At 66.4% G+C, this 21,762-nt stretch carries 21 protein-coding genes; 6 read left to right on the top strand and 15 right to left on the bottom strand.

Features of this window, described 5'->3' with window-relative positions; translation table 11 throughout:
* Window positions 1-2 precede the first annotated feature (2 nt).
* The 6 genes from ACQKQA_RS07765 to ACQKQA_RS07740 are packed head-to-tail and all read left to right on the top strand — an operon-like array spanning window position 3 to window position 7,125.
* Window positions 3-1,445: a mannose-1-phosphate guanylyltransferase/mannose-6-phosphate isomerase gene (locus ACQKQA_RS07765; RefSeq protein ID WP_427555170.1), complete on the top strand. Its 1,443-nt coding sequence runs from the start codon at window positions 3-5 to the stop codon at window positions 1,443-1,445.
* Entirely contained in the window at window positions 1,445-2,242 is a 798-nt protein-coding gene (locus ACQKQA_RS07760) for an ABC transporter permease (RefSeq protein WP_427555168.1), read from the top strand. The genes ACQKQA_RS07765 and ACQKQA_RS07760 overlap by 1 nt, the downstream gene beginning before the upstream one ends.
* The gene (locus tag ACQKQA_RS07755) at window positions 2,242-3,507 is read left to right on the top strand and encodes an ABC transporter ATP-binding protein (protein WP_427555166.1); all 1,266 of its coding nucleotides are present in this window, start codon (window positions 2,242-2,244) and stop codon (window positions 3,505-3,507) included. Before ACQKQA_RS07760 ends, ACQKQA_RS07755 begins: the two co-directional genes overlap by 1 nt.
* The gene (locus ACQKQA_RS07750; protein WP_427555164.1) at window positions 3,504-4,880 is read left to right on the top strand and encodes a glycosyltransferase family 4 protein; all 1,377 of its coding nucleotides are present in this window, start codon (window positions 3,504-3,506) and stop codon (window positions 4,878-4,880) included. The genes ACQKQA_RS07755 and ACQKQA_RS07750 overlap by 4 nt, the downstream gene beginning before the upstream one ends.
* Complete coding sequence (locus tag ACQKQA_RS07745; protein WP_427555163.1) at window positions 4,864-5,994, top strand: glycosyltransferase family 4 protein; 1,131 nt, start codon at window positions 4,864-4,866, stop codon at window positions 5,992-5,994. The genes ACQKQA_RS07750 and ACQKQA_RS07745 overlap by 17 nt, the downstream gene beginning before the upstream one ends.
* Entirely contained in the window at window positions 5,995-7,125 is a 1,131-nt protein-coding gene (locus tag ACQKQA_RS07740; protein WP_427555161.1) for a glycosyltransferase family 4 protein, read from the top strand.
* Window positions 7,126-7,264: 139 nt separating this feature from the next.
* Here the strand turns inward: ACQKQA_RS07740 and ACQKQA_RS07735 are convergent, their stop codons facing one another.
* The 15 genes from ACQKQA_RS07735 to ACQKQA_RS07665 form a co-directional block, all read right to left on the bottom strand.
* A complete protein-coding gene (locus ACQKQA_RS07735) occupies window positions 7,265-8,149 on the bottom strand; it encodes a pyridoxamine 5'-phosphate oxidase family protein (RefSeq protein WP_427555159.1) in 885 nt (294 codons plus the stop codon).
* Between the two features lie 42 nt (window positions 8,150-8,191).
* Entirely contained in the window at window positions 8,192-8,815 is a 624-nt protein-coding gene (locus ACQKQA_RS07730; protein ID WP_427555158.1) for a glutathione S-transferase family protein, read from the bottom strand.
* 135 nt (window positions 8,816-8,950) lie between these two features.
* On the bottom strand, window positions 8,951-9,859 hold the full coding sequence (locus tag ACQKQA_RS07725) for a LysR family transcriptional regulator (RefSeq protein ID WP_427555156.1): 909 nt from the start codon (window positions 9,857-9,859) through the stop codon (window positions 8,951-8,953).
* Window positions 9,860-9,907: 48 nt separating this feature from the next.
* A complete protein-coding gene (locus ACQKQA_RS07720) occupies window positions 9,908-10,564 on the bottom strand; it encodes an HAD family hydrolase (protein WP_427555154.1) in 657 nt (218 codons plus the stop codon).
* Complete coding sequence (locus ACQKQA_RS07715; RefSeq protein ID WP_427555152.1) at window positions 10,561-11,757, bottom strand: MFS transporter; 1,197 nt, start codon at window positions 11,755-11,757, stop codon at window positions 10,561-10,563. The genes ACQKQA_RS07720 and ACQKQA_RS07715 overlap by 4 nt, the downstream gene beginning before the upstream one ends.
* Entirely contained in the window at window positions 11,750-12,655 is a 906-nt protein-coding gene (locus tag ACQKQA_RS07710) for an ABC transporter substrate-binding protein (protein WP_427555150.1), read from the bottom strand. The genes ACQKQA_RS07715 and ACQKQA_RS07710 overlap by 8 nt, the downstream gene beginning before the upstream one ends.
* A complete protein-coding gene (nudK, locus tag ACQKQA_RS07705) occupies window positions 12,648-13,256 on the bottom strand; it encodes a GDP-mannose pyrophosphatase NudK (RefSeq protein ID WP_427555148.1) in 609 nt (202 codons plus the stop codon). Before nudK ends, ACQKQA_RS07710 begins: the two co-directional genes overlap by 8 nt.
* Before the next feature lie 4 nt (window positions 13,257-13,260).
* Window positions 13,261-14,172 carry an S-methyl-5'-thioadenosine phosphorylase gene (mtnP, locus tag ACQKQA_RS07700; RefSeq protein ID WP_427555146.1) on the bottom strand — a complete coding sequence of 304 codons (912 nt, stop codon included), beginning with the start codon at window positions 14,170-14,172 and terminating at the stop codon, window positions 13,261-13,263.
* Window positions 14,169-15,281, bottom strand: a complete 1,113-nt coding sequence (locus ACQKQA_RS07695) for a fatty acid desaturase family protein (RefSeq protein WP_427555144.1) — start codon at window positions 15,279-15,281, stop codon at window positions 14,169-14,171. The genes mtnP and ACQKQA_RS07695 overlap by 4 nt, the downstream gene beginning before the upstream one ends.
* Window positions 15,282-15,283: 2 nt before the next feature.
* Window positions 15,284-15,982 carry an HAD family hydrolase gene (locus ACQKQA_RS07690; RefSeq protein WP_427555142.1) on the bottom strand — a complete coding sequence of 233 codons (699 nt, stop codon included), beginning with the start codon at window positions 15,980-15,982 and terminating at the stop codon, window positions 15,284-15,286.
* Window positions 15,979-17,349, bottom strand: a complete 1,371-nt coding sequence (locus tag ACQKQA_RS07685) for an FAD-dependent oxidoreductase (protein ID WP_427555140.1) — start codon at window positions 17,347-17,349, stop codon at window positions 15,979-15,981. The genes ACQKQA_RS07690 and ACQKQA_RS07685 overlap by 4 nt, the downstream gene beginning before the upstream one ends.
* Window positions 17,330-18,436, bottom strand: a complete 1,107-nt coding sequence (locus tag ACQKQA_RS07680; RefSeq protein WP_427555138.1) for a DegT/DnrJ/EryC1/StrS family aminotransferase — start codon at window positions 18,434-18,436, stop codon at window positions 17,330-17,332. The genes ACQKQA_RS07685 and ACQKQA_RS07680 overlap by 20 nt, the downstream gene beginning before the upstream one ends.
* Window positions 18,433-18,942 (bottom strand): NUDIX hydrolase, encoded by a 510-nt coding sequence (locus ACQKQA_RS07675; protein ID WP_427555136.1) that lies wholly within the window; start codon window positions 18,940-18,942, stop codon window positions 18,433-18,435. Before ACQKQA_RS07675 ends, ACQKQA_RS07680 begins: the two co-directional genes overlap by 4 nt.
* Complete coding sequence (locus ACQKQA_RS07670) at window positions 18,942-20,051, bottom strand: DegT/DnrJ/EryC1/StrS family aminotransferase (RefSeq protein WP_427555134.1); 1,110 nt, start codon at window positions 20,049-20,051, stop codon at window positions 18,942-18,944. Before ACQKQA_RS07670 ends, ACQKQA_RS07675 begins: the two co-directional genes overlap by 1 nt.
* Window positions 20,041-21,117: a Gfo/Idh/MocA family protein gene (locus tag ACQKQA_RS07665; protein WP_427555132.1), complete on the bottom strand. Its 1,077-nt coding sequence runs from the start codon at window positions 21,115-21,117 to the stop codon at window positions 20,041-20,043. Before ACQKQA_RS07665 ends, ACQKQA_RS07670 begins: the two co-directional genes overlap by 11 nt.
* Window positions 21,118-21,762: the final 645 nt, after the last annotated feature.

Genomic DNA, 21,762 nt, shown 5'->3' with positions numbered 1-21,762 from the left:
GCATGCTGATTCCAGTGATTCTTTCCGGCGGTGCCGGGACCCGGTTGTGGCCGGTATCGCGCGAAGGCCATCCCAAGCCCTTCATGACCCTGCCCGACGGGCAGAGCCTGCTGGGCAAGACCTACCGCCGCGCCGCCATGTTGCTGGCCGGTAGCGGCGACATCGTCACCGTGACCAACCGCGACCACTACTTTCAGAGCAAGGATCACTTCCAGGCCGCCAGGCTGGATCGGCACCACGGGCATTTCATTCTCGAACCTTCGGGCCGCAATACGGCCCCGGCCATCGCCGTCGCGGCCCTGGCCATGCAGGCCCGGTACGGCGACCAGGCGACCCTGGTGGTGATGCCGGCCGACCACCTGATCCGCCACGAAGAGGCCTTCAAAAGCGCGGTCGCCCATGCCGCGCAACTGGCCGAAACCGGGCACCTGGTCACCTTCGGCGTCACCCCGGACGCACCGGAGACCGGCTTCGGCTACATCGAATCGGGCTCCGCCCTCGACGACCGCGGCGCCGCCAGGGTGCTGCGCTTCGTGGAAAAACCCGACCTGAAGACCGCCCTGGGTTACCTGGAAAGCGGCCGCTTCCTGTGGAACTCGGGCATGTTCTGTTTCACCGTCGCCACCCTGCTGGCCCAGCTGCAACAGCATGCCCCCGAGCTGCTGGAGCAGGGACGCGCCTGCCTGGCCGCGAGCACGCCAGTGGAGACCGGCCGCATTACCCAGCATGAGTTGTCGGCGGAGCATTTCGCCGAAATGCCGGATATATCCATCGACTACGCGTTGATGGAGGTATCGGACCAGGTGGCCGTCGTTCCGGCCCGCTTCGACTGGAGCGACATCGGCTCCTGGGGCGCCATCAGTGCCCTGGTGGACGCCGATGCCCAGGACAACCGCGCCAGCGGCGAAGCGCTGTTCATCGACAGCCACGGCAACTTCGTGCAGAGCGAAGGCCGCATGATCGCCACGGTGGGCGTCGACAACCTGATCGTGGTCGAAACCGCCGACGCCATCCTGGTGGCCCACGCCGACCGCGCCCAGGACGTGCGCCAGGTGGCCCGCCAGCTCAAGGACCGCAATCACGAAGCCTACCGCCTGCACCGCACGGTCAGCCGGCCCTGGGGCAGCTACACCGTGCTGGAGGAAGGCCCGGGCTTCAAGATCAAGAAGATCGTGGTCAAGCCGGGCGCGGCGCTGTCGCTGCAGATGCACCACCACCGCAACGAACACTGGGTGGTGGTCAAGGGCACGGCCATGGTCACCAACAACGGCGATGGCTCGCATCTGGTCAACAGCAACGAATCCACCTTCATCGCCGCCGGGCACAAGCACCGGCTGGCGAACCCCGGGGTGATCGACCTGGTCATCATCGAAGTGCAGAGCGGCGAATACCTGGGCGAGGACGATATCGTCCGCTTCGAAGACCAATACGGCAGGACGGCCTGATGCTGCTCAATCTGTACCGCTCGCTGCGCAGCTACCGGGGCTTCATCCTCGGCAGCGTGCAGCGCGAGTTCCAGGCGCGTTATCGCAACTCGCTGTTCGGCGCCCTGTGGACGGTGCTCAACCCGCTGTCGATGATCGTCGTCTACACGGTGATCTTTTCCCAGGTGATGCGCGCTCGCCTGCCGGGCGTGGAGGACGGCCTGGCCTACAGCGTCTACCTGTGCGCCGGCCTGCTGACCTGGGGCCTGTTTTCCGAGCTGACCCTGCGCAGCCAGAGCATGTTCCTGGAAAACGCCAACCTGCTGAAGAAGATCAGCTTCCCGCGCATCTGCCTGCCGGTGATCGTGCTGCTCAACGCCGGCATCAACTTCGCGATCATCCTCGGCCTGTTCCTCGGCTTCCTGCTGATCACCGGGCGGCTGCCGGGCCTGGCCCTGCTGGCGCTGGTGCCCCTGCTGCTGTTGCAGGTGCTGTTCTGCGCCGGCCTGGGGATGATTCTCGGGGTGCTGAACGTGTTCTTCCGCGATGTCGCGCAGTTCTACGGCATCGTCCTGCAGTTCTGGTTCTGGCTGACGCCCATCGTCTACCCCATCGGCATCCTGCCCGAAGCGATCCAGCGCCTGCTGGCGCTCAACCCGCTGACCGCGCTGATGCACAGCTACCAGAACCTGTTCCTGTACGGCCAGTGGCCGCAGTGGAGTTCGCTGATCCCGATGCTGGTGATCAGCCTGTTGTTCTGTGGCATGGGGCTGCGGCTATTCCGCCAGCGCGTCGGTGAAATGGTGGATGAGCTCTGATGGGACAGATACGCGTCACCGGCCTGGGCAAGGCCTACAAGCAGTACCCGAACCGCTGGAGCCGGCTGTTCGAGTGGCTGATCCCGTTTTCCAGACCGCGCCATCAACTGCACTGGGTGCTGCAGGGCGTCGACTTCGCGATCGAACCGGGCCAGGCCGTGGGCATAGTCGGGGTCAACGGCGCCGGCAAGAGCACCCTGCTGAAAATGATCACCGGCACCACCCAGCCCACCTGCGGCGAGATCCAGCTGCGGGGCCGGGTCGCGGCCCTGCTGGAACTGGGCATGGGCTTTCACCCGGACTTCACCGGGCGCCAGAACGTGGTCATGGCCGGCCAGTTGCTGGGCATGCAGGTGGAGGACATCGAAGGCCTGATGCCGGACATCGAAGCCTTCGCCGAAATCGGCGAGGCCATCGACCAGCCGGTGCGCACCTATTCCAGCGGCATGCAGATGCGCCTGGCGTTCAGCGTGGCCACGGCACGGCGCCCGGACATCCTGATCGTCGATGAAGCGCTGTCGGTGGGCGACGCCTACTTCCAGCACAAGAGTTTCGAGCGTATCCGCAGCTTCCGCCGTGCCGGCACCACCCTGCTGATCGTGTCCCATGACCGCTCGGCGATCCAGTCGATCTGCGACACCGCGATCCTGCTGGAACAGGGCCGCGTGGCCATGCACGGCAAGCCGGAAGAAGTGATGGACTACTACAACGCCATGCTCGCCGAGCGCGAAGGCCAGACGGTACGCCAGGAAATGCTGGCCAACGGTCAGGTACGGACCATTTCCGGCACCGGCGAAGCCGGGATCCTCAGTGTGCACCTGCGCGACGAGCGCGAGCGTTCGATCGAGGTGGCCGAAGTCGGCCAGCCAGTAGTGCTGGAGGTGCAGGTCGAGGTGCGCCAGGACATCGAGCGGCTGGTACTGGGCTTCATGATCAAGGACCGTCTCGGCCAGCCCATGTATGGCATCAACACCCATCGCCTGGACCAGGCCCTGACCGACCTGGGCGCCGGTGAACGGGTCACCTTCCGTTTTGCCTTCACCATGGGCCTGGGCAAGGGCAACTACTCGGTGGCACTGAGCCTGTCGCGGCTGGACTCGCACCTGGACCGCAACTTCGAATGGCGCGACTACGGCCTGGTGTTCCATGTCATCAACAACCGTCAGGAAGACTTCGTCGGCTGCTCCTGGCTGCAGGCCAAGACCCGTATCGAGCGCTCGCCCCGGCAGCCCACCCGATCCATGACTCGGCGAGCAGCGCCATGACCCGACTGTTGATTGAATGCACCTATGTGTTCGAACACCCCGAGACCAACTCGGGCATCCAGAGGGTGGTGCGCAACGTGATCCGGGAACTGCCCGCGGCCGATGCCTGGGTGGAATGCATCCCGGTGGTCATGCTCAAGGGCAAGCTCTACCGGGTATTGAGCCTGAAGCCGTTGAAAACCAAACGCTGGAACCTGATGGGGCTGCGGGTGCGCCTGGAACAGATGGCCCATGTCTTCTGGCTGCGCCACCGGACCCTGGAGCGGCGCCAGCCCTTTGCCGATTCAGCCATCCTGCGGCGCTTGCTCTATGTGGCGTGCCGCCTGGCAGCCTTCGCCTTTCTCAGCATTCCCCTGCGCCTGTGCAACCGCTTGGTGAACGTGGACGAAATCCCCCAGCGCTGCGCACCGCTGCAACATCGGCCAGGGGACCAGCTGGTGCTGCTGGACTCGTCCTGGCACGCCGACTTCTTCCCCCTGGCCGAACAGCTCAAGCGCGACGGCGTGGGCATCGTCTCGGTGATCTACGACCTGATCCCCCTGACCCACCCGCAGTTCTGCGACGCCGGGCTGGTCCGGGTGTTCAACCACTGGTTCGACTGGATCGCACGCACCGCCGACGGCTATATCGCCATTTCCGCGACCATCCGCGACCAGGTTCGCGACGAGATGCTGCGCCGGGTCGGTCGCGACCAGGTGGCACAACGCTGGTTCGACTATTTCCACCTGGGTTCGGAACTCGACCAGTGCAACGCAAACCCGCGGATCGACCCGGACCTGGCGCAGCTGTTCAAGGACCCGGCAGCGGTCTTCCTGATGGTCAGCACCATCGAGCCGCGCAAGAACCACGGTTACCTGATCGATGCCTTCGAGCGCGTCTGGGCCAGCGGCTCCCCGGCCCGGCTGTGCATCGCCGGGCGCATCGGCTGGAAGTGCGAGGCGCTGATCGAGCGGATTCGCCGGCACCCGGAGTTGAACCGGCGCCTGTTCATGTTCAACAGCCTGGACGACAACAGCCTGGAGTACGCCTATTCCAAGGCCACGGCGCTGGTGTTCCCGTCCTATGTCGAAGGCTTCGGTCTGCCCCTGGTGGAAGCCATGCAGCGTGGCCTGCCCGCCATGGGCAGCGACATCCCGGTGTTCCGCGAAATCGGCGGCGAGTTCATGGCGTACTTCGAGCTGGACGACCCGCAAAGCCTGGCCGACCTGGTCATCCGGCATGAAACCAGCGGCGTGTTCCCCGCGGCCCGGCATGTCGATGAGTGGCGCTGGCTGGGTTGGCGCGAAGCCAGTACCCAGTTGGTCGAGCGCATCACGCATCACCGCCACCACGCCCCCGCGGTCATGGAGACGCACGATGCGGATAGCCCTTAACGCACGCATTCTCCAGGCCCCCCGGACCGGCATTGGCCAGTACGTGGCCGAACTGGCCGCGGCCCTGGCGGACGAACAGGAACTTGAGCTGTCGCTGTTCCATGGCTGGGGCTGGAGCCGCGAACTGCCGGCGGCGGCCATGCCGGGCTATTCCCGGCTGGCCCCCTGGCTGCGCCGGATACCCGGGGCCTATCAGGCCCGGCGCTGGCTGGAGCAGCGACGCTTCGACCGCGGGCAGGACCCGGCAATCGACCTCTACCATGAACCCAGCCTGTGGCCGCTGGAATTCGACGGCCCGACCGTGATCACCCTGCATGACCTGACTCACCTGCATTACCCCGGCACTCAGCCGGCGGCACGCTTGCGGGAAATCGAGCGGCGCCTGGGCGCAGGCGTGGAGCAGGCGCGGCTGATCCTGACGGATTCGCAGTTCGTCGCCGATGAAGCCCAGGACTATTTCGGCCTGCCCCGCGATCGCTTCGTGGTGGCGCCCCTGGGGTTCGCCCCGCGCTTCCATCCACGGCAGCCCGCCGAGCTGGCGCCCAGCCTCGCCCCCCATGGCCTGCAACCTCGCGGCTATTTCCTCTGCGTCGGTACGCTGGAGCCACGCAAGAACCTGTCCCAGGCGCTGGAGGCGCACCAACGGCTGCCGGCCGCGCTGCGCCAGCACTATCCGTTGCTGATTGCCGGCATGGCGGGCTGGGAACAGGGACAGTTCAGCGACGTCTTGCACAAGGCCTTGGCCAGCGGCCATGTGCGCCTGCTGGGCTACCTGCCGGACGAGCAGGTGGCGCAACTGGTGGCCGGAGCCAGGGCCCTGGTTTTTCCATCGCTGTACGAAGGGTTCGGCCTGCCGGTCCTGGAAGCCATGGCCAGCGGCACCCCGGTGGTGCTGACCCGGCGTTCGGCCATGCCGGAAGTCGCGGGGGACGCGGGCAACTATGTCGAGCCCGGCGACCTGGATGGCTTGTACAACACGATGCTGCGCTTGATTGACGATGAGCCCCATTGGCAGGTATGCCGCGAGGCGGGATTGCAACGGGCCGGGCTGTTTTCCTGGAGGCACTGCGCGCAGATCACCGCGCGCGCCTACCGCCAGGCCATAGGAGGCTGAATGCGGGTCCTACATTTCTTCAAGACCTACTTGCCTGACTCGGTCGGCGGTATCGAACAGGTCATCTTCCAACTGTGCGAAAGCGGTATCCAGCACGGCACCGAAGGCCAGGTGCTGACTCTGAGCGCCGACCCGCACCCCGCGGTGCTCCAGCTCGGCCAACATGAGGTGCACCGGGCCAAGCTCGACATCCAGTTCGCCTCCACCGGTTTTTCCTACAGCGTGTTCAAGCAGTTTCGCGAAATGGCCGCCGAGGCCGATGTGGTCAATTACCACTTCCCCTGGCCGTTCATGGACCTGGTGCATTTCATCAGTGGCATGAACAAGCCCTGCGTGGCGACCTACCACTCCGACATCATCCGCCAACGCCACCTGCTCAAGCCGTACCGGCCGTTGATGATCCGCTTCCTGGGCAGCGTCGACCGGATCGTCGCCGCCTCGCCGAACTACCTGCACACCAGCGATGTGTTGCAACGCTTCCGGGACAAGACTCGGGTCATCCCCTACGGCCTGGACAAGGCCGGTTATCCACAGCCCGGCAGCGAGCGCATGGCTCACTGGCGCCAGCGCCTGGGCGAACGGTTTTTCCTGTTCGTCGGGGTGATGCGCTACTACAAGGGCCTGCACATCCTGCTCGACGCCCTCAAGGGCGTGGACTACCCGGTGGTGATAGTCGGCGCCGGCCCGCTCGAAGCCGAGCTGCATGCCCAGGCCGCGGCGCTGGGCCTGCGCAACCTGCATTTCCTCGGGCGCCTGGGGGATGAAGACAAGGTGGCCCTGCTGCAACTGAGCTATGCCATCGTCTTCCCTTCGCACCTGCGCTCCGAGGCGTTCGGCATCTCCTTGCTCGAAGGCGCGATGTACGGCAAGCCGATGATCTCCAGCGAAATCGGTACCGGCACCAGCTACATCAATATCCACGGCGAAACCGGCCTGGTGGTGCCGCCCAGCGATCCCCCGGCCTTCCGCGCCGCCATGGGCCAGCTCTGGGACAACCCCGAACAGGCCGCGCAAATGGGGCTCAAGGCCGAAGCCCGCTATCGGCAGCTGTTCACCGCCGACGAGATGGGCCGCAAGTGGAACGCGCTGTATCAGGAGCTGCTGGAGGAAAAGGCCCTGTCCTACGCCTGACGCAGCTCACTCCTGCATTTCCGTGAACACGGCAGCACCTTGTAGGAGCGAAGCTTGCTCGCGATGCAAGCACCGCGGTGGGTCAGACACGGCCCTATCGCGGGCAAGCCTCGCTCCTACAATTGCGTGAACGATTGGTTTACGCCGGGTGCCAGCGCAGGGCCAGCGCCGCGGGCCGGCGCACCAGATGCTCTACCTCGAAATGCCACAGGCGCTCGGCGCCGGGGAAGGTCGCGATTTGCGGGCCGTCGAGGACGATTTCGGTGCGGCCGCTGAGCTGCAGCAGGTCGCCGCGGCTGAAGTCGATGAACAACAGGCCGGCGCGGGGGTTGAGCAGCAGGTTGCCCAGGGTGTTGAAGTGCAGGTTGCCGGCAAAATCCGGAATGCTCAGCCGGTTGCCCTCGACCCGCACGAAACCGGCCGGGCCGCCCCGGTGGGAAACATCGACCCAGCGCCGTCCCTCGACCTCCACATAACTGGCGACAAAAAACGTGTCGGCATCGCCGATCATGGCCCTGGCCGCCTCATCCAGCGCATTCAGACGCTGCACCGGCCGGTTCGCCGCCAGGGGCACCGACTCGAACTGGCGCAACTGGATATAACGCGGGCAGTTGCCGAAGGACTGCTCGACGCCCAGGACAAAGCCACGCTCGTCCAACTGCAGGATGCGCCCGTTGAGGCGGTTGCGCCGCCGCGTGTGCAGTTCGATGCCCAGCAGGCCGACGGCCGCGTCCGGAGCGATTCGGGCCGGGTCCTCGGCCGCCGGCAGGCTGTCCAGGCGCAACAGCCCGGGGCTCGGCGAATGGGCGAAACCGATCACCCCTTCGAGCAGGCTGGCCCAGGGGTTGCCCTGGTTATCCACAGCCCCCAGCAGCATGAACGGCAGTTGCTGGAAAAACTGCCGGTGCTGCTCAGGCATCTCGCCGCGGATCACTTTGCGGCCGAAGGCCTCCATGCGCTCGGCGACGCCAATATGGGCCTGCAAACGTCTTTCGCCCGCATGCCAGGGGGAATGGGTACTCATGTTGCTTTCTCCCCTGCGTCGCCGACGCAGCATTCGACAGGCTCAGGCGCTTTGCAGGCCCACCGGGGTGCGCGGCATGCCGATGAAACCGGGCAAGGCTTCGATGCGCGCCAGCCAGGCGCGGACCTGTGGATAATCCGCCAGCGACACGTTGCCCTCGGGGGCGTGGGCGATATAGCTGTAGCCGGCGATGTCGGCGATGGTCGGTTCGCTGCCCGCCAGGTAAGGGCTGGCCGTCAGTTCCTGCTCGACCACCTTGAGCAACGCGTGGGAGCGGGTGATGGCCTCCTCGGCGTCGCGCTGCGCGCCGAATACGGTGATCAGGCGCGCCACCGCCGGGCCGAAGGCAATCGGTCCCGCCGCCACCGACAACCAGCGCTGGACCCGCGCCGCGCCGAGCGGATCGCTGGGCAGCCAGCGGCCCTGGCCATACTTCTGCGCCAGGTACACCAGGATCGCGTTGGAATCGGCCAGCACCACGCCCTGGTCGTCGATCACCGGCACCTGGCCGAACGGGTTCAACGCCAGGAAGTCCGGCTGTTTGTGCTCGCCTTTCGCCAGATCGACGAAGATCAACTCAAAAGGTCGCCCCAGCAGCGACAACATCAGTTCGACGCGATGGGCATGACCGGAACGGGGGAAGCTGTAGACCTTGATGGTGTGCATGGCAGGCTCCGCTGGCAGGGGTGCGGCTCCCAGGAGCCGCACTGACGGAGGCCATCTTCCCCCTCGGGGCAAAACAACAGAATCACCAGAAAACACAATCCATCATTTCAGCCAGCGCAATGATCCATCCTCCGGTTACAACGCAGGCTGCAACGCCGGATGCTCGCGCAGCGCCTGCACCGCGAAATCGACGAAGCTGCGCACCCGCGCCGGCGCCTTGCGCCCGCCCTGATACACCACGTGAATCGGCAGCGGCGGCAGTTCGAATGCCGCCAGCACGATCTCCAGCTCGCCGGCCGCCACCTTGCCCGCGACCTGGTACGACAGCACCCGGGTCAGGCCCAGGCCCCGGCACGCGGCGCTGATCGCCGCCTGGTTGGCGGTGACCACCAGCCGCGGTTCCGGACGCACGTTCAAGGGCGTGCCGCCATCGTCGAACAACCAGCTTCGGGGCTGGCCAATGGACGACGGGGCGATCACCGGCGCCTGGCGCAATTCCTGGGGATGCCGTGGCCGGCCATGGCGGGCGAGAAACGCCGGGGAGGCGCAGACGACCCGCCGCACCTCGCCCACCCGCATCGCATGCTGGCCGCTGTCGGGCAGCTCGCCGATGCGCACCGCGACGTCCACGCCCTCCTCGACCATGCTCACCACCCGATCCACCAGCAGGGCGTTGATGCTGACCTCGGGAAAGCGCTCCAGGTAATCCACCATCAGCGGGGTCACGAACAGCTCGCCGAACAGCACCGGGGCGGTGACCGTCAGTTGCCCCCGGGGCCGGGCATGGATGCCGGCGGCCGAGGCCTCGGCGTCCTGCAGTTCGGCGAGGATGCGCCGGCTGTCTTCCAGGTAGCGCTGGCCGGCTTCCGTCAGCAGCACATTGCGCGTGGTGCGGGTCAGCAACTGCGTGCCGATCCGCTGCTCCAGCGCCGCCACCGCCCGGGTCACGCTGGGCGCGGACAGCCCCAGGCGCCGCGCCGCGGCAGCGAAACCCTGCTCCTGGGCGACGCTGATGAACACCTGCATTTCCTGGAATCGGTCCATGGCGGTCCTTGGCCTGCGCCGGCACCGTCCCCCATGGACCGCCCGGGCTCAGGCAGGGACCTGGAGTCGCTGCCACAAGGCCTCGTCGTTGAAGTCCCGGATGATACTCCGGGCGCCCGCCTCGCGAAGCTGGGTTTCCTGCAACCCGGATAACATGCCGAAGGTATGGATACCCGCCGCGGCCGCGGAGCGCACGCCCGCCAGCGAGTCCTCGAAAGCCAGCGCCCGGTCGGCCCTGGCGTCCAGCAGCGCCAGGGCCGTCAGGTAGGGCAGCGGATCGGGTTTGCCCCGTTCCAATTCGCCGCCGATCACTAGGGCATCGAAGCGCTCGTCGATCCCCAGGCCCTGGAGCATGGCCTCGGCGTTCTCCCGGGGGGCGTTGGTCACCACCGCCGTGGGGATGCCGGCGATCTGGGCGAACTCCAGGATCCGCAGCACACCCGGCACCGGGTGGGTCTCCCGCAGTTGGGCGCGAAACATCGCCTCCTTCTGCGCCGCCAGCTCCTGGTAGTGCACCGCCGGCACCTGGGGAAACAGGCCGGAGAAAATCATGTCGTCGGGAAATCCCATCACGTGAGCCTTGTAGTACTCCAGGGTCATCGACCGGCCCCAGCCGGCCAGCAACTGGTTGTAGGCGTTGAGGTGCAGGTCGTCGGTATCGATGAGGGTGCCGTCGAGATCGAACAGCAGGGCAGAAAGCTTCAAGGGCGTACTCCAGGGTGATGCAGGCCGCGCGCGATCGGCAGCATGAGCAAGGGATAGACGAGCAACAGATTGAAGGCGGCTTCCACGCCGATCCGTGAGGACAGCAGCCCCAGCAGGAACGGCGCCAACAGCAGGGCCACGCCTACCGCCTGGGAGGCCTGGGCGCTGATGGCCGAGCTGGCGCCGGGGGCGACCTGCATCGCCGAACCCAGGATCAATGGAAAGAAATTGCCCAGGCAGGCCCCCAGCACAAAGATGAACAGGGCCGTGAGCAGCCGGGTTTCGCTGAAGAACAGCACCAGCAGGGTGGCGATGGCGCCGAACATCACGCCGACCAGCAGCAGCAACGGCCGGACTCGGCTCAAGGCGTAGCGGCTGGCCAGGCGTCCGCACACCGTGCCGGCGAAATACAGGCTCATCAGGGTCGCGGCGGTCGAGGCGCTGACCCCGGCATGCACGGTCAGGTATTCCGCGCCCCAGAACCCGACGCCCCATTCCGCCGCGATCCCCAGCAGGACCAACGCCCACAGGCTCGCCTGCAGGCGCCGGGTCATGGATGGAGGGCGGTTGTGGTCCAGCGGGTTCGCCAGGGCCTGGAGCGACGGCGCCTCTCGCCGGCGCAGCGCCAGCAAGGTCAGCAGGACCGCGACTGCGGCGATGCTGGCCGGCACCAGGCGCCAGGACAGTCCCAGGCCGGTGATCCCACCCACCAGCAAGGCGCCACCGAGTACGCACAAACCCGCGACTATGTGCGCCTCCACCAGCCTGGACGCGGCCTGTTCGCGATAACGCTCGCCCAGCGCCGCCTGCCCCACCGCCATCACAAACCCGCCGGACAGGCCCATGGCCCCGGCGGCGAGCAAGGTCAGCGACCAGTACCCGGCCAGGGCCAGCAAGCTGCTGGCGACTATCACCGAAGCACAGGCGACAGTGGCCATGCTCGTGGTCCGTAGCCGCCGCTCGAGCCAGCGATAGGGCCAGCCGATCAGCGCCAGGCCCGCGGCATAGGCCGCGAAATGCAGGCCGGCCCAGCTGAGGTCCAGGGCCAGGGTTTCACGCAGGAACGGCATGATCGGGCCCAGCAAGCCCTGCTGGGCGCCGAACAACCCGAACAGCAGGTAAAGAAACCACGGCCGCGCCTCACTGGCCTGAGCCTCATGCGCCAGCGCCTGGCCAGGGGTCGCTTCAGTCATGGGCGGCCTCCCGGGTGAACAGCGCCTGCCATTGCCGGCAGCGCTCGGCCTTGTCCCGGCTGGCCGGCAAGGCTGGCAGGGGCCGCAGCGCACCGACCGGATGGGCCTGCCCCGGCACGACCTTGCCATAGCGCTGGCTGATCGCCGCCGCCGCGGGCGTCAGCATCCATTGCAGGGCCTGCTGCGCCTGGGCGGCATTGGGCGAGCCGGCCCGGCAGGCAAAAACCTCGTCCTCGTAGCACCGCGCATCTTCGGGCACGCACCAGCGCAACTGCGGGTGCTGTTCGGCGGCGCGGGTGGCGGCGGTCGACACCGTCACCCCGAGCCAGGCCCGGCCCTGCACCAGCGCCTCGATCGGCGCCGTGGAGGAACCGCTGACCTCGCCCCCTTGCCCGGCGATCCGCGCCAGCAGCGGCCAGGCCGCTTCACCGTAGTGTTCGAGCAGCGCCGCCAGGTGCAGGTAGCCGGCGCCGGAACGCCCGGGGTCGGGCAAGGCGATGCGCCCGGCCCACCGCGGGTCCGCCAGTTCCTGCCAACTGCCCGGCACCGCCAGGCCTTCGCCCGCGAGGACCTCGGGGTCGTAGCAGAAGGCCGGGACGAAACCCGAGGCGGCGAACCAGCGGCGGTCCGTGGCCACCGCCGGGCCCGGCAGGCTGGAGAAATCCATGGCCGTCAGCGGCATCAACTGCCAGGCCAGCGCCGGATCGAGCAAGGCGGTGGCCGCCGTGCCCAGCAACAGGTCCCAGGCGCCGGCATTGCCGTGGTGCAACCGCTCGACCAGCTCCGACGTGGAGCAGCGGGTCAGGCGCACCGGCATGCCGATGTGCTGGCCGATGCCGGCGATGAATTCGGCCAGCTCGGCGTGTTCCATCGAGCTGATGGCCAGGAGCTCAGTCATTGGCGACCTCCAGCAACTGATGCAGCTTGGCGTATTGCAGCAGCATGATGGTCTTGCCGTCGCAGATCTCGCCGCTGTCGATCATCGCCAGGGCTCGGTCGATCGGCAGCTCCAGCACTTCGATTTCCTCGCCTTCGTGGGCCAGGCCGCCGCCCTCGCCCTGCTTGTCTTCATCGAAATATTCGCCGACGAAAAAGTGCAGGCGCTCGGTGACCGAGCCCGGGCTCATGAACGCTTCGAACACCTTGCGCACTTCGCGGATGCGGTAGCCGGTTTCCTCTTCCGTCTCCTTGTGGATGCAGGTGCGCGCATCGTCCTTGTCCAGCAGGCCGGCGCAGGTTTCGATCAGCATGCCGTCGTGGTCGTTGACGAAGGCCGGAAAGCGGAACTGCCGGGTCAGCACCACCGTCTGCTTGGCCTTGCTGTACAGCAGGATGGTGGCGCCATTGCCCCGGTCGTAGGTTTCCCGATCGAGGGTGCGCCAGACGCCGTCGCGGCCCTGAAAGTCGTAGGTGGTCTTGCGCAGCACGTACCAGTTGTCCGAGAGCACTTCGACCTGCTGGATCCGCACGCGGTCCCTGGTGAGGATGGCCTGGTTCATCGCGTCACTCCCTGTTCCCGGCCAGATGGGTGGCATTGGGCGCGACACTCAGCAGGCGCTCCACCATGCGCGGGTCGCGCTGCTCGGGCGCGGTCATCACCGCTGTGTCCAGGGCCCGGTCGCAACCGCAGGGACAGGCCCCGGCATGCCGGCCCAGGCGGGTCACCGCTTCGGTCACCAGGCGCCGGGTCAGGTTGAAGGTGTCCGCCATGCGTTGCGCCACCAGCGTGGCGTTCACCGGTTCGTGGGATTCGTGCCAGCAGTCGAAATCGGTCGGGATGGCGATCATCGCGTAACAAAGCTCGGCCTCGCGGGCCAGCTTGGCTTCGGGCATCGCGGTCATGCCGATCACCGTGCCGCCCCACTGGCGATACAGGTGGGACTCGGCGCGGGTCGAAAACTGCGGGCCTTCCATGACCACGTAGGTGCCGCCGTTGCGCGCCTGGATATCACTGGCCTCGGCGCTCTCGGCCAGGACCCCGCGCATGCGCGCGCAGACCGGTTCGCCGAAGGGCACGTGGCCGACCAGCCCGGGCCCGAAGAAGGTCTTTTCGCGCTGGATGGTGCGGTCGATGTACTGGTCGATCAGCACGAAGCTGCCCGGCGGCGCGTCGTGCGTCAGGCTGCCCACCGCGCTGACCGACAGCAGCTGGGTGCAGCCGACGCTGCGCAACGCGGCGATGTTGGCCCGGACATTGATCGAGGCCGGCGGAATCACGTGGCCCACGCCATGCCGCTGGACAAAGGCCACCGGCACGCCATTGAGCGTGCCCAGGGTCAGCGGCGACGACGGTGTGCCGAAGGCGGTGGCGCACTCGACCTGATGCACGTCTTCGAGACCCGGCAGCTGTTGCAGGCCACTGCCGCCGATGATGCCGATACGTTGAACGTGCTGGGATGGATTGGACAAAGTCACAGGCTACCTCGCGTCTTCAGGGGGGAGGGTTCGTGTTCGGTGCGCACCAGGCGCTCATAGAGCTCGGACAAAGCGGTCGGCGCATTGCCGCGAGGCAGCAGCAGCCCCTCGCTGGCATTGGTGCTGTAGCGCGGTTCGTGAATCTTCAGGTGCCGATCGATCGCCGGCAGGTAGTTCCAGCGCACGCCGGGGTACAGGGAATGCGCCAGGTGATAGGCGTCGGAGGTGGGGGCGATGAACACCCGCACCAGCCAGCCGGAGACCCCGAAGTAATCGGTGGGCCGGCCCGCCAGGTATTCCAGGTCGCGCCGGTCGCGCGGGCTGCCTTCGATGAACCAGCGGTGTTCGGTCAGCAGCGAGACCCAGGCAAAGACCGGATAGGAGCTCAGCAACGGCAGCACCCAGCCGAACAGCACGCCTTTCCAGCCGCCGAAGGCATACAGCAGCGCCGCCACCGCCACCACGCACACACAGCGCACCATTGTGGTCAGGCGGGAATGGTTGAGCAGGCTGCTGCGCACCAGGGTGGTGAGATTCACCCAGGCTCCGCGGGGGGTCAGCGGGTACAGCAACAGGCCGTAGAAGCTGCCCGGCGACAGGCCGGCCACATAGCCGCCGGCCTGCACCCGGGCCCGGTTGGGATCGAGTTGCGGATGGTTGGGATGGCGATGGTGCTCCAGGGTGTGGGTCTGGTGCCGGCTGCGCATGTCGCGCTTGAACATCGGGAACTGGTAGAACACGTTGCTCAGCCACCACTGCCAGCCATGGTGGCGACACAGGGCGAAGTGCACCGCGTTGTGCCCGAACTCCTGCAGCGCGCGCATGCGCCCGCCGCTCCACAGCAGCACCGCCAGCCAGGCCAGCGGCGAGGAGTAGAGCGAAGCCGCCTGCACCGCGGCGACTATGTCCAGCCAGGTCCAGACAAAGGGCAGCGGCGCGAGCCAGGCATCCAGCGGGCGGTAGTAATGCTCCCGCCGACCGTCCAGGCGCGGCATCAGTTTGAGCAGGCGCAACACCCGCTGCGTATCCCGGTAATAGAAGGTCACCAGCGCCCGCAGCAGCAACGACAGCACAACCAGCCCGAGCAGGACTCCATGGGCCGTATCCATGATCAGACCTCCTCATGAGCGACGCAGCGTCGCGTATCGCTGGCGTAATACCCCAGCAGCTCGCCCAGGCTGCCGAACACCGGGGCGTCGGCCCGCTGCAGGCGGCTGGCATCCTGATGCCCGGTGCTGACCAGCAGTGGCTTCCAGCCCACGGCCCGGGCCACGTCGTAGTCGTGCAGGGTGTCGCCGATGAACAGGGTGCGGTTGGCCGGCGTGCCCAGCCGCTTCTGCAGCAACACGGCCTCGGCGGTCTTGCTGGTGGCCTGGTTGTGGCTCAACCCCACGACATGTTCGAAGCGCCCGTACAGGCCCTTGGCGTCTAGGGTGTGGAGCAGCACGTCGCAATGCGAGGCGGAGACGATGGAGACCCCGATACCCGCCTCCCGCGCGGCTTCCAGGACCTCGAAGACGCCGTCGTGCAACGGGCAGTGGGCGACATTCCTGTCGAAGTGCTCCAGGTAGTGCTCGACGATTTTCGCAAAGGGTGTGCGCTGCAGGTCGAAGCCGAGGGCGGCGTAGAAGTCGGCAATCGGAAAGTCGAACAGCGCACGATAACGGGCGGTATCGATGGGCGGCACCGCATAGCGCTCGCCACAACGATTGACCGCGCTCACCGCCAGGGCGATGTCGTCGATCAGTGTGCCGTTCCAGTCGAAAACCAGGTGTTTGATACCCGAGAAGTGCAGTCGATCGTCCATCATGGTCGGGTTTTCTCCGCAAGAAGGGCATTGAGGGCGATGCGCGAGGCAATCGCCGGTGTGTAGAGCCGGCTAGGGTCCATCACCAGGTTGGTCACGCCGATCTGGGTTTCCAGGGCCCGGCGGTTGCTCGCCGACACCTGGCCCAGGCCGGCGCCGTACCAGTGATGGAAACGCGTGCGCCAACTGCGCTCGCCGACGGTTTCGGGGAATCGGAAGTCCTCGGTGGTGGCCATGTTCCAGGCGCCATCGACCACCCCGCACAGTTGGCCCTGCAGTTGGCGGAAGCTCTGGCCGCCGCGCAGTACCTCATCGATCTGGCGGTCGATGCAGTCGGCTTCCAGCGCCCCGATGGTCATGCCCTGGCTGTACAGCGGGTTCATGCTGCTCAGGGCATCGCCCACCACCAGCAAGCCGGCGGGCCAGTGTTCGACCCGGTCGAAGTGCGTGCGGCGGCTGCCGGGCATCTTGAAGGTGTGGACCGGCGACAACGGCTCGGCATCGCGGATCACGGCGTGGATGTCCGGCACCGGGAGCGCCGCCAGCGCCTGCAGGAACTCCTGTGGATCGTTGCCGGGAAAATGGCCGAACCAGCCACCGGTGGTGACCATCCAGCGGTCGCCTTCGATCGGGCTGATCACTCCCATGGAACGCTGCAACGGCGCCTTGGGCAGCACCAGCAGCACCTGCCATTGCTCGGCATAGGCCGGAATGCGCCGGTAGATGCGCGACGCATAGCCCAGCTCGGTCTTGACCACGCTGGTCTCGACCTCGCCGAAGCCGGCCTCTTTCAGCCAGGTCGGCAAGCGCGTGCCACGCCCGCTGGCATCCACCAGCAGGTCGCAGCGCAAGGTGCGCTCGCTGCGCCCGTCATCGACGGTCACGGCCTCGACCCGGCGGGACGGCCCGGCCCCGGCGAACTCGATCCGCGTGACCCGGGTGCTGGACACCACCTCGACATTCAGCACGCCGAGCAGGGCCCGGCGCAGCTGGTTGTCGATCAGACGCCGGCTGCAGTAATGGGCGTAGATGCCGCTGCGGTAGCGGTTTTTCCAGCGCCCGCCCTGGTACCACTTCACGTCGTGGCCCAGGTCGGCCACTTGCGCGCCGCCCTGCTCCAGGGCGTCCAGGATCCCGGGGAAGATGCCTTCGATGATCTGCTTGCCGCGCAACAGCAACAGATGCACGTGATGCTCCTGGGGCAGGCTCTGGCGCGGGCCGGTCTCGTCGAAGAAGTCGCTCTTCTCGATCACCGTAACCCGCTCGAAACGCCGCGCCAGGACGGCCGCGGTCAGGCAGCCGGTGACGCTGCCGCCAATGACCACGGCATGGCGACCGCGAGCCGCGGTTTCAGGCTGGAGAGTAGTCATTGAGCACCTGTGCGATGTAGGCCAGATCGTCGCCCGTCAGGCCCGGGTGCAGCGGCACCGTGGTCAACGAACGCAGCAACCGGGCGGCGTTGGGGCAATCGCGGCGGTACCGGGCCAGCAGCGGCAACTGGTACAGCGGCTGGTTGTCGTACTTGCCGATGTCCGAGGGGATGCCATGGCGCTGCTGGTAATGCACCAGCTCGCGCCCGTCGTGCCCCACCGCCTGCAACAGCAAGGCGTAGGCATTGACCTCGCCGCCGCGGGTCAGCGGCAGCTCGCAGATCGCCGGGTTGTCCAGGCGCTCCAGCAGCCGCCGGCGGTTGTCCTGGCGCTGGTGCAAACGGTTTTCCAGCTGCCGCGAGCGCGCCAGTCCAAGGGCCGCCTGCAGGCCGCCGAGCTTGAGGTTGATGCCCAGGGTTTCGCCGGTGAGGTTGCCGAAGCGGGTGTAGGCCCGGATCCGGCTGGCGCGCTCGTCGTCATCGGTCATGACGAAACCGCCCTCGCCGGTGGACATGAACTTGCAGTCATGGGTACTGAAGCAACTGATGTCGCCGTGGTGCGCCAGCCAGGTGCCGTTCAGCCGGGTCATGTGCGCGTGGGCCAGGTCCTGGATCAGCGGGATGCCGGCCTGCTGCGCTACGGCCCAGGTGGCATGCGAGGCGATCGGGTAGCCCCACATCGGCACCTCGATGATCGCGCAGGTCCGCGGGCCGAGGCAGCGTTGCAGGTCGTCCGGGTCGAGGCCGAAGCTGTCCGGCGCCACGTCACAGAACACCGGGACCAGGCCCAGCGACAGGATCGGCAGCACCGTGCAGATCGGGCACGTGGGCGCGACGATCACCTCGTCCCCCGGCTGGAACCGCACGCCGGCCAGGGCCGCGGTGACCGACGCGGCCCCCGACGACACGGCAATCACATGACGCACGCCGTACAGCACGGCCAGCGCGGTCTCATAGTCCTCGACTATCGGCGAGGTGCCGGTGAGCCCCGTCGCCAGGGCACGCTGCAACTCGGGCACATCGTCGGGGGTGTCGTGGGCGCATTTATCCGCGATGAGCCGGGCGGAGGGAGCCAGGGCCTGGTTCATGACGCCACCTTCCCGACCCTGTCCCACACCTCGGCATCGGCGAACACCCGGTCCACCAGGCGCCGGAAGTTGGGGAACATCTTCAGTTCGGCGGTTTCCTGGCGACTGAAAAAGCGCGCGTTCTCCACCTCGCGCTCCGGCGGGCAAACCCGCAGGTCGGTGGCGGTGAGGTAGATCAGGTCCAGGTGGTAGTGCGGCCCGCGCTTGTCGTCGATGTACTCGCAGAGGATCCGATATGGCTGGTGCAGCACCGTGACATCGGTTTCGGCATCGGCCAGTTCCAGGTCGCGCTCGCCCAGCAGGACCGCGCGAATCCCGGTTTCCTCGTAGATTTCCCGCAGCACCGCCACATCGGGGGTTTCCCCCTGTTCGATATGGCCGCCCGGGTACAACCAGACCCCCAGCTTGCGGTGGTGCAGCAGGAGCATCTTGCGGTCCGGGTTCAACACGAACGCCGAGGCCGTGAAATGCCGGTCCAGGGTCGAACGATCGGGAGCGTCCATCATCATGGCGCTCCGTACTGGTTGATCCGCTCGGCCATGTAGTCCAGTTCGGCGTGGGTGATGTCCGGATGCACCGGAATGGTGGTCATGCTGGCCAGGAGGGCCTCGGCGTTCGGGCACTCGTTGCGGTACCGGGCCAGCGCCGGGAACTCGTAGAGGGCCTTGCAGCCGTAGCGCTTGATGTCCGACGGGATGCCCGCCTCGTCCAGGTAATCGATGAAGGCCCGGTTGTCGGCGAAGTGCAGCTCCAGGTTGAGGAAGTAATAGTTGGTCCGGCCGCCCTGGATGATGACCTTTTCCCGCACCTTGCTGTGGTCGAGCTTCTGCAGGAAATACGCGGCATTGGCCCGGCGCTGCTCGATCTGCGCGGCCAGGGAGTCCAGGCGGTTGGCGCCCAGCGCGGCGGGCAGCGCGGCCAACTTGTAGTTGAGGCCGAAGTCCTTGCCGTTGAGGTTGCCGAAGCGGCTGTAGTCGCGGCAGCGCTGGGCCAGCGGGTCATCGTCGGTCAGGATGAAGCCGCCCTCCCCGGTGGCCAGCGGCTTGCGCTCGTGGGTGCTGAAGCACGACAGGTCGCCATAGGCCGACAGCGGCCGGCCGTTGAGGGTCGAACCATGGGAATGGGCCAGGTCGAGGATGAGCTTGATCTTGAGCTCGCGGGTCAGGCTTTGCAGCTCGTCGACCTCGGTCGGGTACCCCCACATCGGGATATCGATGAGCGCCTTGGTGCGCGGTGTGATACGGGCCTTGATCGAGGCCGGGTCGGCGCCGAAACCGTGACGGCGGGTGTCGACGAAGATCGGGTTGGCCCCGGCGGCGATGATCGGATAGATGGTGCACAGCGGGCAGCTCGGCGTCAGCAGCACATCGTCGCCGGGACCGACGCCGGCGGCGTAGATCGCCACGCTCAGCGCCGCGCCGCCCGAGGACAGGGCGATCGCATGCCGCGCCTCGAACCAGGCCGCCAGCTTGGTCTCGTACTCGCCCACCACTTCGCTGGTGCCGGACAGCGGCCGCTCCAGGGTGTTTTGCAAGGTCAGCAGATCGTCGGCATACACCGGGCGGTATTTGTCGGAAACGGTAATGCGGGCGGCGCTGGTGAGATTAGAGGACATTGGTCTGGGCTCCGAGAAAGGCGGCGGGTTTGGCGGCATGCGTCGGGTGGAGGGCGATCACCGGGGCGTCGGAGCGGGCGCTGTCGGCATGACAGATCTGCTCGATCACCCGGAAGGTCGGCAACAGGCTCTCGAAGCTGGCCTCGTAAGGCGTACGGTTGCGTACCGCGTCGAAGAACTTCTCCAGTTCGCCGAAATACCCGCTGCGCTCATACCCCGAGTCCAGCGGCCCCGGCTGCCACGCACCGCGCCAGCGCTTGGCGGTACCGGTGGCGCTGGTGCCATGCACCGGTTCGTGCACGGTGATGTTCCACAGGTTGTTGAGCTCGACCATCATCGAGTTGGAGCTGACGATCTTCATGTCGAACTCGAAGTACGGGAACATGGTCCCGCTGAGCAGGCTGACCGTCGCGCCGGAGCTGAAGCCGAGCTCCAGGCTGACCAGCAACGAGTCCTCGTGGCGCTGGACCCGGGACTCGATCTCGCGCAACTCGCCGCCGCCGAAGGTCACGCCCAGATCGATGGTGTGAATCGCCTGGGCCAGCAGGAACGAGCGCAGGGTGGAATCCAGCCCCCACAGCGGCGCGGTGGGTTTGCTCGCATAGTGGTTGAGCTGGATGTGCACGACCTTGCCGAACTGCTCGGTACGGGTCATGTCGCGCAGCTGGCGCATGGGCTTGGCATATTTGAAGTTCATGCCCACCCCGGTGACGACCTGGGCCTGGCGGGCCGCGCCGATCAGGTACTCGAGCTCGGACAGGGTGAAGCACGGTGGCTTCTCGACGAACACATGCACGCCCTTGGCCATGGCCTTGAGGGCGAGGTCGCGATGCGCCTGGGGCGGGCAGGCCATGACCACTGCGTCCACTGCAGCGGTGTCGAGCATGTCGTCGAAGTTATCGGTGATCGACACATCGGAAATGAAACGGTGGATCTGCCCGGCGCGGGTCAGGTCGCTGTCGCACACGGCCACGATACGGATATCCGGCATTTGCAAAAGCGTAGGCAGCAGATTTTCTTGCATCTGCGCGCCCAGGCCGACGATGCCAACTCTGAGAACAGTCATAACAATCTCCATCCTGGAAAAAGTGGGTACTGCGTCATGAAAAGGTTGGACGAACGACTACACGGGATCCTCCTCGGATCACCCAGGGGTGAACCGATCAGGTCCGCATTCGCGTCAATTCACTCGAGGCGGGATTGCCTCAGAACAACGGATGGCCCTTGCGGGATCCGTTCGGGCTGTTGCCCGGGGTCATCCGGATGGAATATCCGGACCTTTCAAGCCACACACCGCCTGGCGATTGGCGCCGGAACGCCACCGCGGGGCGGTGAGTAGAAAAGATAGGGCCGCACTGGGGGCCTGTGTGGGGGGAGTCGGGCCGAACCGCCTGCCGGTCGCTGCCGTGAGCAAGCTGGGCCGAGGAGTCCTGTCTGTATTGAACAACGGTACAACGACCGAAATACCGATTCGCATGCATGGCTGAATCATCCTTGAAACGCTGTATCTATCCCTTGTTATGCAGGGGTTCAAGCTCCGTGAACCCTTACTACCACACACCTCATCAATGTGTGGCATGGAGGTATAGATCAGCCTTTTTCGTGATGCAAATCAGTTGCTATATCGTTTCATCATATTGTTTTGAACAATCCGGGAATAAGGCAACAGGCCATACAGGCCCGTTGCCCAGAGCCGTCGAACCGCCCGAAA

Origin of the sequence: Pseudomonas sp. NPDC089530 (genome assembly GCF_050280705.1) — a bacterium.
In the GTDB taxonomy this organism is placed as follows: Bacteria; Pseudomonadota; Gammaproteobacteria; order Pseudomonadales; family Pseudomonadaceae; genus Aquipseudomonas.
The sequence above is the reverse complement of the archived record's forward strand: the minus strand, read 5'-3'. Positions and strand labels throughout refer to the sequence as shown.